Annotated in this window: 9 protein-coding genes; 3 read left to right on the forward strand and 6 right to left on the reverse strand. The window is 59.4% G+C overall.

Going from position 1 to position 14,482, the window contains the following annotated elements; genetic code table 11:
• Positions 1-2: 2 nt before the first annotated feature.
• Positions 3-2,180 carry a M3 family metallopeptidase gene (locus WBP53_RS02855; protein ID WP_423925748.1) on the reverse strand — a complete coding sequence of 726 codons (2,178 nt, stop codon included), beginning with the start codon at positions 2,178-2,180 and terminating at the stop codon, positions 3-5.
• Positions 2,181-2,480: 300 nt separating this feature from the next.
• Here WBP53_RS02855 and WBP53_RS02860 point away from each other — a divergent pair, with 300 nt between their 5' ends.
• The gene (locus WBP53_RS02860; RefSeq protein ID WP_423925732.1) at positions 2,481-3,194 is read left to right on the forward strand and encodes a pseudouridine synthase; all 714 of its coding nucleotides are present in this window, start codon (positions 2,481-2,483) and stop codon (positions 3,192-3,194) included.
• Here WBP53_RS02860 and WBP53_RS02865 read toward each other — a convergent pair whose 3' ends face one another.
• A complete protein-coding gene (locus tag WBP53_RS02865; RefSeq protein ID WP_423925734.1) occupies positions 3,195-4,442 on the reverse strand; it encodes a TIGR03862 family flavoprotein in 1,248 nt (415 codons plus the stop codon).
• A 76-nt stretch (positions 4,443-4,518) separates the two neighbouring features.
• Between WBP53_RS02865 and WBP53_RS02870 the strand changes: the two genes are divergently transcribed.
• Positions 4,519-5,112, forward strand: coding sequence for a rhomboid family intramembrane serine protease (locus WBP53_RS02870; protein ID WP_423925736.1), 594 nt, complete (start codon positions 4,519-4,521; stop codon positions 5,110-5,112).
• 54 nt (positions 5,113-5,166) lie between these two features.
• Here the strand turns inward: WBP53_RS02870 and WBP53_RS02875 are convergent, their stop codons facing one another.
• The 3 genes from WBP53_RS02875 to WBP53_RS02885 are packed head-to-tail and all read right to left on the reverse strand — an operon-like array spanning position 5,167 to position 8,796.
• Positions 5,167-5,673, reverse strand: coding sequence for a hypothetical protein (locus WBP53_RS02875; RefSeq protein ID WP_423925738.1), 507 nt, complete (start codon positions 5,671-5,673; stop codon positions 5,167-5,169).
• Entirely contained in the window at positions 5,673-7,121 is a 1,449-nt protein-coding gene (locus tag WBP53_RS02880; RefSeq protein ID WP_423925740.1) for a DUF1501 domain-containing protein, read from the reverse strand. Before WBP53_RS02880 ends, WBP53_RS02875 begins: the two co-directional genes overlap by 1 nt.
• A gap of 10 nt (positions 7,122-7,131) precedes the next feature.
• Positions 7,132-8,796: a DUF1800 domain-containing protein gene (locus WBP53_RS02885; RefSeq protein WP_423925742.1), complete on the reverse strand. Its 1,665-nt coding sequence runs from the start codon at positions 8,794-8,796 to the stop codon at positions 7,132-7,134.
• A gap of 316 nt (positions 8,797-9,112) precedes the next feature.
• Between WBP53_RS02885 and WBP53_RS02890 the strand changes: the two genes are divergently transcribed.
• Positions 9,113-12,898, forward strand: a complete 3,786-nt coding sequence (locus WBP53_RS02890) for a two-component regulator propeller domain-containing protein (RefSeq protein WP_423925744.1) — start codon at positions 9,113-9,115, stop codon at positions 12,896-12,898.
• Between the two features lie 18 nt (positions 12,899-12,916).
• Here WBP53_RS02890 and WBP53_RS02895 read toward each other — a convergent pair.
• The coding region (locus tag WBP53_RS02895) for a DUF3369 domain-containing protein (protein ID WP_423925746.1) at positions 12,917-14,482 on the reverse strand (1,566 nt) is incomplete at its 5' end.

A 14,482-nucleotide genomic window follows, 5' to 3' on the forward strand; every position in this document is an offset into this window, starting at 1 on the left:
GGTTACTCCTTTGCGCCAGTCAGGCCACGGCGTTCCAGCAGAGGCTGTACGTCGGGCTGGCCACCACTGAAATTCTCGTACAGAGTGATGGCATCCTCGGATCCGCCACGTGAGAGCAGGGTTTCACGGAAGTGATCGCCGTTCTTGCGCGTCAGGCCGCCGTTCTCCTTGAACCACTTGACGCTTCCGGCGTCGAGGACTTCACTCCAGATGTAGGCGTAGTAGCCTGCGGAATAGCCGCCCATGATGTGGGAGAAGTAGGTGGTGCGATAGCGTGGGGGCACCGGGGCATAGTCAATGCCGGCCTTCTTCAGCGCAGCAGCTTCGAAGTTGAGAACACCGTCGGCATCCGGAGCCTGTGCCGCAGTGATCTGGTGCCAAGCCTGGTCAAGCAGCGCTGCGCCGAGGTACTCGGTCGTGGCGAATCCCTGGTTGAATTTTTCGGAGGCTATGACCTTGTCGAGCAAGGCCTTGGGAATCGGTTCGCCGGTCTTGTAGTGCTTGGCGTAGTTTTTCAGGACTTCCGGCCAGGCTACCCACATCTCGTTTACCTGAGACGGATACTCGACGAAGTCGCGCGGCACGGACGTACCCGAGAAGCGTGGGTACTTCACGTCTGAAAACATGCCATGCAGGGCGTGGCCGAATTCGTGGAATGCCGTGTTGACCTCATCGTATGTCATCAAGGTCGGTTCGCCATCGGCTGGCTTCGGGATATTCAGATGATTGCCGACGACCGGCTTGGTACCGTCCAGTTTCGATTGCTGGACGTATGCATTCATCCAGGCGCCACCGCGCTTGTTGCTGCGTGCGTAGTAGTCGACGATGAACAGGGCCAGCGAATCACCATTCTCCTCGAACACTTCGAATACCCGGATGTCCGGCAGGTAGACAGGAAGGTCCTTGCGCTCCTTGAAGGTCAGTCCATAGAGCTTGTTGGCGGCAAAGAACACGCCATTCTGGAGCACGTTGTCCATCTCGAAGTAGGGGCGCAGCTCCTCGGCGTCGAGATCGAATTTCTCCTTGCGTACCTTCTCGGTGTAGTAGGACCAGTCAGCGGCCGTGAGCTCGAAGGCGCCACCTTCCTTGTTGATCATCTTCTGGATGTCTGCGCCCTCGGCGCGCGCATTGGCCACTGCCGGAGGTGCCAGTTGGGCGAGCAGCTTGTTGACCGCCTCTACCGTGCCGGCAGTTTCGTCCTCAAGGACGTAGGCGGCGTGATTGGGATAGCCGAGCAATGCGGCGCGCTCGGCGCGCAACTTGGCCATCGAAGCGACGATGGCGCGATTGTCGAATTCGCCACCCTTGCTGCCGCGGGTCAAGGATGCCTTCATGATCTCCTGGCGCAACGCCCGATCCTGCAGTGATGCGAGGGGTGGTTGACCGCTGGTGTTTTTCAGCGGAATCACATATTTGTCTTTCAGGTCGCGGCTCTTGGCAGCTTCGCTGGCTGCTCCGATGGCGTCATCGGTCAGACCTGTCAGTTTCTTCTTGTCTTCGACAACGACGGCCGAGGCGTTGGTTTCCTTGAGCAGGTTCTGGCTGAATCGGGTTGCCAGGCTGGCCATTTCGGAATTGATCGCTTTCAGGCGGGTCTTGTCGGCGTCGGACAGCTTCGCGCCGGCGCGCACGAAATCAGTGTGATATCGCTCGACCAGACGCTTCGATTCGGGATCGAGACCGAGGGTATCGCGCTTGTCGTAAATCGCCTCGACACGCGCAAACAATTTGCCATTGAGCAGGATCATGTCGTTGTGGGCAGACAGCTTGGGCGCCATGTCCGCCTGGATGGCCTGCATGGTGTCGTTGGTGTTGGTGCCGGACAGGCCGAAGAAGACGCGTGCAACCCGATTCAGCAGGGCGCCACTGCGCTCCATGGCGACAATCGTGTTGTCGAACGTGGCCGGGTCCTTGTTGTTGGCGATTGCCTCAATCTCGACGCGATTGTCGGCCATTCCCTTCTCGAAGGCCGGCGTGTAGTCCGCATCCTTGATCTTGTCGAACTGCGGGAACTGGAACGGCAAGGGGCTGGGGGCAAACAGCGGGTTGGTTGCTTCGGCAGCGGCGCTGCTGGACTTGCTGGCCGGCTTGGATGCCTTGTCGGAATCTGCGGAGAACACGGGAGCGGAAATGCCAAGAGACAGCGCCAGAGCGGCCGCCAAGGTAAGGCGATGGGTCATCATCAGGTCATCCGGAATTCAAAAGGAACCACCAGATTAGGGCAATCCGCCTCAATTTGCGCGTGACTAAAGTCAGAGGGCGGGCCTTGCTGAGCCATTCTGCAACCCATTCCGGGCCAGGTTGCCAGCGCGCAGGCCCAATTCTGAATCACCCGCGCACATGCAGCGGAATTCGCTTGCCAGCCTGCAATGGGTCGTAACGGGATTGGACCGTGGCGTTCCGTCATGCCAGCATCCACGCCCCCGGGGCCACGGCCAGCCCGGATAGCGTTGCCTCACCCTCAGGAACAGTACGAACCGATGCGGCTCAACAAATTCATCAGTGAAAGCGGATATTGTTCGCGGCGTGAGGCGGATCGCCTGATAGCCTCGCGCAAGGTCACCCTCAATGGCCAACCGGCCCGTATCGGCGATGTCTACGCGGATGGCGATGAAGTGCTGGTCAATGGTCAATCGCTCCGACAGCGCTCAAGCAGCGCGGGTACGCGCAAGCATGTCTATATTGCCTTGTACAAGCCGGTCGGGATCACCTGCACGACTGAGTCGGCGGTCAAGGGCAACATCATCGATTTCGTCGATCACCAGCATCGCATCTTCCCCATAGGACGGCTCGACAAGGATTCCGAGGGGCTCATCCTGTTGACCAGCAATGGCGATATCGTCAATGAATTGCTGCGCTCGGAGAACAATCACGAGAAGGAGTACCTGGTCGGCGTCACCCGCGCCGTAACGGATGAATTCCTCAACGGAATGGCACGAGGCGTACGCATCCATAACCAGATGACCAAGCCCTGCAGGGTCTGGAAGCTTGCCCGTTTCGGATTCCGTATCGTCCTGACGCAAGGACTCAATCGCCAGATTCGCCTGATGGCTGCAGCGTTCGGCTACCGGGTCAAGCAGCTGTGCCGCGTTCGAATTGTCAACATTCGACTGGGCAGCTTGCGGGTCGGGCAATGGCGCAACCTGACCGATGCCGAATTGAAGGGACTGTTGCCGAATCGAACCGAATGGTGATCAGTCCAGTGGCTGCCTTGCCAGCCACTCTGCTGCCCCGGTGCCGGCCATGAAGCCACTGGCAAAACAGGCGGTAAGCAAATAGCCCCCCGTCGGGGCTTCCCAGTCGAGCATTTCGCCCGCGCAGAATACGCCCGGCAGTTGCTTGAGCATCAGGTTGCCATCGAACTCCTCAAGGCGGACGCCGCCAGCCGTGCTGATCGCCTCGTCCATGGGACGCGCGCGCTGCAAGCGCAAGGGCAGGGACTTGATGGCTGCAACCAGCTGATCGACATCATCGAATGCCGCGCGATCAAGCACTTCGTGTAGCAGTGCGCTCTTTGCTCCGTCGATGCCAGCCTGTCGATGCAGGTGTTTCGCCAGTGAGTGCTTGCCTCGCGGTCGTGATAGATCGCGATGGAGTCGTTGTGAATCACGATCCGGTGCAAGGTCGAGATGGATCATCGCCAAACCCCTGGCCGAAATGGTGTCCCTCAGTTCGCCTGAAATCGAATAGATCAGGCTACCCTCCACGCCGGTCGAGGTGAGCACGAACTCGCCCTGGCGCTGTCTTTGCTCGCCTTCCGATGAGTCCCACTGGATGATGACCGGTTTGATCGGCGAACCAGCATGGCGTGAGCTCAGGTGATCCGTCCAGCCGACATCGAAACCGCAGTTGGATGCTTGCAACGGCGCGACGTCCACGTCACGGCTTGTAAGTAGCGACTGCCAGCGGCCATCCGAGCCCAGCTTTGGCCAGCTTCCGCCGCCAAGAGCCAGCACCACGGCATCTGCGTTCGCGAGCACCTCCTCACCATTGGAACGGAAGCGCAGGACGTTTTGATCCGCCCAACCCGTCCATTCATGATGGACGTGAAAGCGCACCCCATCCGAACGCAGGTTTCGCACCCATCGACGCAATAGCGGTGCAGCTTTCAGGTCCTCGGGAAATACGCGCCCTGAGCTGCCGATGAACGTCTTCACTCCAAGGCTCTCGGCCCACTCGCGCAAAGCGGCGGGACCGAATCGACTCAGCCACGCTGCGATTTCGGCACTGCGCGATCCAAACCGACTGGCGAAAACCTCCGCCGAGTCGGAATGGGTGAGATTGAGCCCACCCTTGCCGGCGACCAGGAACTTGCGTCCGACCGAACCCATGCGCTCGTACAGATCAACGGAAAACCCCGCCCTGAGGGCGCGCTCGGCCGCCATCAAGCCCGCCGGACCGCCGCCGATTACCGCGATTTTTCGTGGTGTGATGTGTGTCATGCGTGAATGTTCTCACGCTTCGCAAATCGGCTGTGGATGCGATACTGCGTGACCCGGCGACAGACCGGACCAATTCATGAATGCAACGATCGTCATCATCCTGATCACCTGCCTCGTTTCCTGGCTGGCATTGAAGGACGAACGCTGGCTGGGTGAATTGATCCTGTGGCCGCCGGCGATCAAGCGCGGCAAGCAGTACTACCGACTACTCAGCTATGGATTCATCCATGCCGACCTGTCGCATCTGTTGTTCAACATGATCACGCTGTATTTCTTTGGCAGCCTGATCGAGCAATTCATCTCGAGCTACATCGGTGTGGTCGGCTTCGTTGCCTTCTACCTGTCGGCAATCGTCGTGTCGATTCTTCCGACCTACATTCGCAACGTGGACAATCCGGCCTATCGAAGCCTGGGCGCATCAGGGGCAGTTTCTGCAGTGCTGTTTGCGTTCGTCCTGTTGCAGCCGTGGACAACCATTCTGGTTTTCTTCATTCCCTGTCCGGCAATTGTCTATGCAGTGCTCTACATCGGCTACTCGATCTACATGGATCGCAAGGGCACTGACAATGTCAATCACAGCGCGCACCTTTGGGGTGCTGCCTACGGCGTGCTGTTCCTGCTCGCCATGGACCCAAGGGTGGCGGACGTCTTCCTCGAACAACTGTTCTAGATCAGGTTTTCCTGGTCAGCGCCCGGTTGGTTGTGACCGGGACAATGGGCGCTCTCATGGGCGTGGCTCGAACCCGCCGAAGAATATGAAATCAGTTGGCTGGAACGGGGCCCCCAGCATGATCCAGTCGAAGATCAATGCCTGCTCGGCGGGCGCGAGTGGCGGCCGTGCGCGTGGCATTCGATCGCCCGCGTCGGGCAAGTCGCAATTGAGCTTTTCGAACAGGACGCTGTTCAGCGGCTGACCCGGCACGACGAGGAATCGGCCAGGCTGGCTGTTTGAGGGTGCGTTGACCAGATTGTCCCAGGAGAATTCGGGGTCGAGATCAAGATCGCCCGATGGGCTTCCGGCGTGGTCCACGTGGCAGTTCGAGCATCGATTCGAGAAAACATCCTGGATTGTCGTCGTGTAGTCGATGTTCCAGGTGATCGGGATGCTGGCAATGCTTTCGCAGCCGGTGGCGGCCATCACGGTAGTGCTGGAAAACAATGCGAGTCCCAATGCGAGTCCCATGCTGCGCGTGAGGGCAGCCAAGCTTGCTGCAAACGTATTGGTACTCATCAAGAAAGCATGAACCCGAGGTTGTTGGACGAGAAGTTCGGCAGGTTCGGGAATATGGTGTTGAGATCGGTGGTCGATGTCACGCCCATCCAGTTGGCCAGTGTCGCAGCCATCTGGTCGACACTGGTCGAAGGGATGAACTGGCCCCGGCTGAGGCTGACCGGGCCGTTGAGAGTCTGATCGGGGAAGCTCCCATACATCTGGCCGCCCTGGACCCGTCCGCCCATGATCATGTTGATCGAGCCCCAGGCGTGATCCGAACCGTTGCCGTTGGTAGACAGCGTACGGGCGAACTCGCTCATCGTGAATGTGGTGACTTCGTTCTGCGCGCCGATTTCACCGAGGGCGGACCAGAACGCGCCCAGCGCCTGCGAGACGCGGGTAATGTAGGCGGCATGGCCGCTGGTGCCTGTGCTCATGAGGTTGTCATGCATGTCGAAGCCACCGAGTCGAACGTAATAGACCTGACGCGAATGCTGGACACCGAATGATGTATCACGCGAAAGCTTGATCATCCGCGCGACCATCTTGAGCTGGTTCGACAGCGACTCATTGGGGAAATCGGTCGTGACATTGCCGACTCCGCCGGTGGCCAGGCCGGAGTTGAGCAGGTCATACAGCTCTCGGGATCGTCCAAAGACCCTCCTGTATTCGTCCTGGTAGGGAGATGGATAGCTCGCGTCCAGCAATTGCTGCAATGCTCCGCGGCGCGCTGCGCCTTCACTACTGGTCCCGGTCATGCCCGATAGCCCGGACAGTCCGCTGGAAGACATCTGGTAGGGGAATGTCTGAGCACCCACTTCGAACCGGTTTCCGCCGCCTATGGATATGCATGGCGACAGCTCCTGATTGAGGTTGTTCGTGCGAACACGGTCTGCAACCAGTCCGCCCCAGCCGCGCGCAGATGGCGTGGTGCGGCCGATATGCCACTGGTTTTCCTGGTCGCTGTGCGAATACAGCTGCGGCGGGCGCAAGGCACTGTTCGCGTTGTATTCGGCCTTGGTGATGGGCTGGATCAGGGTGCCGATGTTGTTGACCAGGGTCAGCTTGCCCTGGTTGTAGAGCGAACGGATTCCAGGCTGGTTCGGCCCGGTACGGTCCACCGTGCTGGGGTGCAGCGCGTAGCTGCCACCGGCGATCTGCGTTCCTGCAAGCGATGTTCGCGGAATCGCCAATCCGCCTGGATTCGAACTTGCGTTGTATACGCCACTGCGCGATTCGGCATAGACGTCGTAGCGAGGCTGGTCATAAGGCACCAGCAAGTTCCATGCATCATTACCGCCCGACAGATATACGCAGACCAGCGCCTTGTAGCCGGGCACCGTGGACTGGGCCAGTGCGCTGCTGATCAGGTTGAGCTGGGGCAACAGTGTGGAGGCGCCGCCTGCACAGAGTGCACAGGACAGTTGGCGCAGGAAATTTCTACGGGATGTGGATTCGCCGCTCATGGGACTGGCCTCAACGTTGCACTGCGTATTCGGGGGAAAGAGCGGTCACGTAAATCAGGGTGCGTGCCTTGTCGGTGGCAGTTGCGCCGTCCATGAAGACCAGCATGTTGATTAACGTGGTACGCATCATCGTCGACATGCTGCCGTACATCATGCGCTTGTTGACCTCGTCAACCATTGCCGTCGGATCCGAAGACAGGGCAACCAATGGCGCGAGGTTGAGCAAGGGCCGGTTGCTTGGCGGGCTGCTCATGCCGACGTAGCTGTTCCAGCTGTAGGTGTAGTAGCTGTTCGAACTGGAAGTAAGCGTGCTTTCGTTGAGCGTCTGGAACTCCGGTGAAAACAGGCCCGCATCGGCAATGGCACCCGGCTGCTGGTAGTCGGGTTCGAAGAAATTGAAAACGGTATCGGCACCCAATGGACGCTGGCCAAACGAGCCGCTGGGGTTGGTCATGCCCATGGCGATGTTTCCATAATCGTCAGCTGCAGGCATTTGCGCGTCCCAGGCTCGCCACATGGCAGTCAACTTGAGCATGGGTTCGCGAGGCTTGCCTGAATTGGTCCCCGGGGCGTTGCGCGCCTCCGGATCGAGCAGGATCTGCTTCATCACTGCACTGAGATCGCCTCGCTCACCGAATCCGTTGTTGTTGAATTTCTGCGCCACGCGCTGGATGTAGGCCGAGGAAGGCGAGCTTGATACGAATCGCTGGATAAGCTGGCGCGATATGAACGGCGCAACGTTTGGATGGCCAAACAGTAGATCGATGCCGTCATCGACATCATCGGCACAGGATTGTCCGGCAGGAATCACGGTGCCGCCGACAACCGTTTTCGCGGTGACATCGTGCTCGGTCGCAATGCAGGTCATGCGCAGGTAGGTGTTGGTCCCGTTGCTGATCGAGGTCGCATTGTTGTAGTTGAACCCGGTGAATACCTTGGCGTAGTTGCTCACCACGCCCTGGTCGTAGGTCGGTATTGGCAGGCCGCCACTCAGGATTGGGGTGAAATTGGTATTGCGTTCGATCAGGCCGATCGTGAACAGCTGCATGACTTCGCGCGCGTAGTTCTCGTCGGGTTGGCGCAAGCCATCGGTGGATGCCTTTCGATTGCGGAAGTGGCTGAGATACTTGCCCATCGACGGGTTCCACGTGACCTGGTCGAGCAATTCCCGGTAGTTGCCAAAGGCATTTCTGGCGAGGATGTCCCAATACTCGCTGACCTGGATGGACTCGCCGCCGAGGCTGCTGTTCTGGTCCGAAATGACCAGTATCTGGCTGAGCGCGAAAGCGGCTCGCTGGCGCAGCTGGTCATCAGCGGTTGCTGCCGTATGGAACCAGCGATCGAGGCGATTGTTGTGACTGACGCCGCTCTGGCTGGCTGCGAGCCGGGCTTCGTTGACGGCCTCCATGTAGGTCCGGGCCGAGGTGGCGGGTTTGTTGAATTCCCGACGCAGCCATTCCGAATACCCCATCGAACGCAGGCGTGCAATTTCCGAGGTGGTCGGGCCGTAGGTGGCCTGAGTCAGGAAGCGGGCAGCCTCCATGTCGCTGGCAGGCAAGTCGGCAGGCATCTCGAAATTGCCGGTGAACATTGGATCGTGTTGCAATGCGCGGGCGCTCGTGGCGCCGAAAAGCATGGAGCAGGCCACCAGTCCGGACAACCAGTTCATATTCATGCGAGATCCCCGAAAACGTGGTGGACGATACGCCGGAATCATTCATTCAGTGTGTGATCGCCGTCAACAGAAATGTTGGATGTTGCGTGACGGAATCCCGGGTTTTCGACAAGCCTTGTGACAAGCCGCCAACATTGCCGAGGAAACCCGATGCTTGCTGGCATTGAGGGCCATCCGGTGGCCCTTGCCGGGGCTGGACTGACAGGTGCTGCGACGCAGCAACTTCGGGTCTTGCTTGTTGCGCCGCGCGTGGAGGTCTAGCCTCTTGCAAATGCATTCCTCCAGCGCAGCTCGTCGGTGGCCGGGAGCACCGACGGTGTTCGGTTTCCTGATGTTCCTGTGGCTGGCCTTTATCCCTGCCCGGTCCGTGGCCGACGGTGCGGTCGGCGTCGACAACATGCACTTCCGCACCTACGGAACCGAACAGGGAATGTCCCAGGCAACCGCCCGGGCCATGGTTCAGGATCGGAGCGGCTTTATCTGGATCGGGACACAGAATGGATTAAGCCGTTTCGACGGCTACGAGTTTCGCGTCTACAAGTCGGTCCGGGATGACCCCTGGTCGCTTTCGCAAAACCATGTATGGGCATTGGCGGCCGACGCCGATGGCGGTTTGTGGGTGGGCACGCAGGCAGGTGGTCTGAATCGTTATGACCCTGCACTCGATCGTTTCACAAGCTATCGGTCCAATGCCGGCAATCCGAATGCGCTGGGCAGCAATCACGTCAGCGCGCTGCTGGTGGATAGGGACAATCGGGTCTGGGTGGCAAGTTCGGGTGGGCGAATTCAATGGTTTGATCGTGAAGCCCTGAATCTGGTCGATACGCCAATCAATGCGCCGGATGACCTGCGGCTTGTGCGGTCCATGATGCAGACCGCTGATGGCGGGGTTTGGCTGGGTGCCAGAGACGGATTGTGGCGAGTCGATGAAGACGGCCATGGCCTGCGCGAAATCCGCATTGGCGGCAATCAGTCGCTGGACGTTCACGCGATCGCGCAAACACCGGATTCAGACATCTGGGTCGGTACGGCGGAATCCGGTCTCTACCGGCTGGATCAGAACGGGCAGTTGAAGCAGCACTACGGTGGCCGACCGGCGGGGGCAGATGGCGGGTTGCATGATCCGGCTGTCCGTGCGCTTCTGGCTGATCAGGATGGCGGAGTCTGGATTGCGGGGAATAGCCGCGGTCTTTCCCATCTGGATCCGGCAAGCGGGCACTTCAATCACTATCAGCATGATCCGTCCCGATACCACACGATTGGCGCCAACCGATTGTCTTCACTGGTCCGAGGCAGGGACGGGACCCTGTTTATTGGAACGTGGGCGAATGGCTTCTCGGTGCACAACCCGCGCACCGAAGCCTTCACGCGCGTAGAAAGCATATCCGGCGATTCGCGTACCTTGCCGTCCCGCCTGGCCCTGACGGTATGGGGGGATCCTGATGGCACGTTGTGGGTAGGCGTGCTTGAAGGCGGCGGACTGGTTCACCTCGACCTCCAGCGTGGCGTCATTGCACGCTATACGAATGATCCAGCCGACCCTGGATCCCTGTCGCATGATTTCGTGCAGTACATCATGCGCACTCGTGATGGCAGTCTCTGGGTCGGGACCATGGGCGGCGGCATCGATATCCTGCGCCCCGGAAGTTCCGCGTTCGAGCATGTTCGGCATGATCCGGACGATCCGACCAGTCTTGCAGAAGATTCAATTCTCTACATCTACGAGGATCGTGTCGGAACGATGTGGATCGGCACCGCCAGCAAGGGACTCGATGAGCGCTGCGCAACGTGCGCCGGCTTTATCCACCACAGGCACGATCCCGACAGGCCAGGCAGCCCTGCCAATATTGGTGGTGATGCCGTGGGGGCCATTGTCGAAACGCCTTCGGCGGAGTTGTGGCTGGCCCTGCGCGCAGGCGGGCTGGATCGCTACAACCGTGAAGCAGGACGATTCGATCACTTTTCGTTCAACCGGGAAGACTCGACAACCGTTGGCAGTGACGCCATTTCCACCTTGAGTGTCGATTCCAGCGGCGAACTCTGGATAGGAACCCAGGGGGGTGGAATCAGCCACCTCTTGCCTGACACGGGAATGTCTCCGCAATTCGAGACATTCGGTTCGAGAGAGGGGCTGGCAGCGGAAGCGATTGGAGCCATCCTCGAGGATTCCGAGGCTCGCCTGTGGATCAGTACTACTGCGGGCATCAGTCGTTTCGATCGCAAGACCCATCGATTCATCAACCTCGCGCCAGACGATGGAACCCTGCCGGGCGGGTACTGGATCAATGGAGCGACCCGGCTGCCGGGCGGGCGAATGGTGTTCAGCGGGCTGGAGGGGATCAGCATATTCGATCCGCTCAAAGTCAGTCTTCCGCCACCGCCAGAACCGTTGCCGACACGCCTTCTGCTGCAGAACGTGCCAGTCAGCCTGAGTTGGCGCGACCCGGAGTCGCCACTGGATACCACTTTGATTCAAGGTGGCAAGGCTTCGTTGCGCCACGACCACGACAACGTCACTTTCGAGTTTGCCGCGCTCGACTTCTCCGACCCTGAGTCCATCCGCTACAGCTATCTGCTGGAAGGGCACGATTCGCAGTGGATCGAGACATCGGCGAATCGTCGATTCGCGACGTTTACGGATCTTCCGTCCGGCCGCTATCGCCTGCGACTGCGAGCCCGTCACGAGGGCGAGGAGTGGGTTGAATACGAGCCAGGGGTCGATATCACGGTGGCACCGTCGCCATGGGCATCACCACTGGCCATTACCGGATACTCCTTGTTCGTGCTCGCGCTGAGCTGGCTGATCGGTTTGCAGCTGCGCAGGAACATTCTTCGCAGGAAACTGGCACAGGAGAGCATTCGTCAAAGCCAGGAGCGTCTCAAGCTCGCGCTCTGGGGAAGCGGCAGCGAGTTGTGGGACATCGACATGAGCACAGGGCGCATGCTTCGGGAAAACAAGCTCGAATATACGGCGGTAACGGCTGAAGACGTGGATGAAACAGTCGAGGCTTTTCGGCCTTATGTACACAAGGACGACTTGCCGGGTTTCGATGCCCGATTCGCGGCTCATCTGAAGGGTTTGACGCCCTCGTTTGAATCCAGCTACCGCACATTGAACGCGGATCACGAGTGGGTATGGGTCCTCAATCGAGGGCGTATCGTCGAGCGGGATGCGCAGGGGCGTGCGATGCGCATGGTGGGCACCACTCATGACATCAACGCGCTCAAGCAGGCCGAAGAAGCGCTGCGCAGACTCAATGAAGAACTGGAGCTGCGCGTGGAGCGCCGCACGGCTGACCTCAGCACCACCAACCATGAGCTGCAACAGGCTCTGGATCGCCTGACGCTGACCCAGCGCCAGTTGCTCGAGGCCGAGAAGCTGGCCTCTCTGGGAGGGCTGGTTGCAGGCATCGCGCATGAAATAAATACGCCCATCGGAATTGGCGTCACGGCGGCATCGCACTTGAACGAGGAAGCACAGCACCTGTCACGTTTGATCAAGACAGGCGAGATCAAGCGTTCCGATCTTGAGCGCTTCGAGCATGCAGCTGTCGAAAGTGCGCAGATCATCCTGCGAAATCTGCAGCGGGCAGATCGGTTGGTTCGCAGCTTCAAGCAGATCGCCGTGGACCAGTCGACCGAGGATCGAAGGGTTGTCGATCTCGGTGTGTGCATGAGCGATATCCTGACCACGCTTGGGCCAGCCTTGAAGAAGACTCCGCACAAGGTGACTCTGATTTGCCTGCAACCGGTGGTCTGCGAGACTGCGCCAGGGGCGCTGTACCAGATCATCAGCAACCTCGTCATGAATTCATTGATTCATGCCTTCAGTCCTGATGTCCCCGGAAAGATCGAAATCGGAATTTCAAGGCAGGATTCCGCCATTGCCATCGACTATGTGGATGACGGAAAGGGGATGGATGAAGTCGGCAGTGCGCGGATCTTTGACCCGTTCTATACGACCCGACGTGGTTCGGGTGGCTCCGGGCTAGGCATGCATATTGTCTACAACCTGGTCACCCAGGTGCTTGGCGGAACGATCGTGGTAGCCAGCACGCCAGGGGAGGGCATCAGGATCTGCATCCGCTTCAATGCGGAATAACGGAGCCGGACGCGGGGTTCACGTATCCGGCATTTCCTTGCGCAATGCAGTGATTTCATCCCAGTTGGCAAACAGCAGATCGGTCAGTTCGGGATCGAACTTGCGATCTCGCTGAGCCTCGATGAAGCGCCGAATTTCCGGGTCTGGCCACGGCTCCTTGTAGCAGCGGCGACTTCCGAGGGCGTCAAAGACATCAGCCAACGCCGTGATCCTGCCGGAGATTGGAATGTCGGTTCCGGACAGGCCACAGGGATAGCCGCTTCCGTCGAAATTCTCGTGGTGGGTCATGGCGATCTGGGCGGCCATCCGGAATGCCGGCCTTCGGGTTCCTGCGAGCATCTTCGCCCCAATTTCTGCGTGCGTGCGCATGACCACGGTTTCGTCCGGCGTATGCGGGCCCGGCTTGTTGAGGATGGCATCGGGGATGCCGATCTTGCCTATGTCGTGCAAGGGGGCTGCGTAGTTGAGCAGCTCGCAGGTGTTTTCATCAAGTCCGTACATGCGTCCAAGCTTGGACGCAATGATGCCGACACGGCGGACGTGATTCGCCGTTTCCCGCGAGCGCGTCTCGGCAGCACCCGCAAGCAGGTAGACCATGTCGAGCTGGCTGTCGAACAGCTCCTGGTTGAGGTGCATGTTCTCGTAGGCAATCGCCACGTTGCTGCAAAAAACCTGCATCAACTGATGGGCATGTTCATCAAGGCGATGGCTCTCCCCCACATACAGGAGTGCTTCCGTGGCGTCGCTGTCTGAGAAGTGCAACACGTAGTGATCGTCGCGGAAGACGTGCTGCTTTTTGCTGAAGGCGTTCTGCAGGGACTGCACCATGTGGCCGGGCAGTTTTTCCTCGGCATTGCGCGACAGGTACCGCGAGTACTGGCCGCTGGCTGCGGTGATCTGGAAGTGTTCCGGTGGTTCGCCACTGGGGTCCGCGATCCGGCAACACATCGCGCCACTCTCGACGCCGATCAGCTCCGCCAGCTTGGCCAGAACCACGGACGCGAAATGTTGTGGCTGATGATGCGAGAACACTTCGGATGAGGCCTGGATGACGACTTCGAGTCCACGCCGGCTCGCCTCTATCGTGCGCATGTCGCGATAGGCGCGAAGCGCAGAGTACAGAGTGGTCGAGAGCTTCTGCGCAGTGAGCTCGGTTTTTTCCTTGTAGTCGTTGATGTCATAGGCCGCGACGACTTCGTGCTCCGGTGCCTGCCCGGGCTGGCCGGTACGCAATACGATACGTACGAAGTGGTTGTCCAGACGTTCGCGTATGGTGCGAACAAGGTCCAGCCCCGCCTGCTCGGTTTCCATCACGACATCGAGAAGGATGACTGCCGTGTCGGGGTGCTCCCGGAGCAGCTTTTCTGCTTCAGCGCTTGAATAGGCGCTGATCAGTTCCAGCGGGCGATCGGCAAATTGGAAGTTGCAGAGCACCAGCCGGGTAACCTGATGCACTTCGGGTTCATCATCTACAACCAGAATCTTCCACGCAGGTGCTGCCTTGGTAGGCTCGGCCGAAAAATTCAGGTTGTCGTCGATCAGCCCCATCGCACTCCCCAGTGGCTGGTCGATGCAGTCTAACCT

Origin of the sequence: Dokdonella sp. (assembly GCF_049593775.1) — a bacterium.
In the GTDB taxonomy this organism is placed as follows: Bacteria; Pseudomonadota; Gammaproteobacteria; order Xanthomonadales; family Rhodanobacteraceae; genus Dokdonella.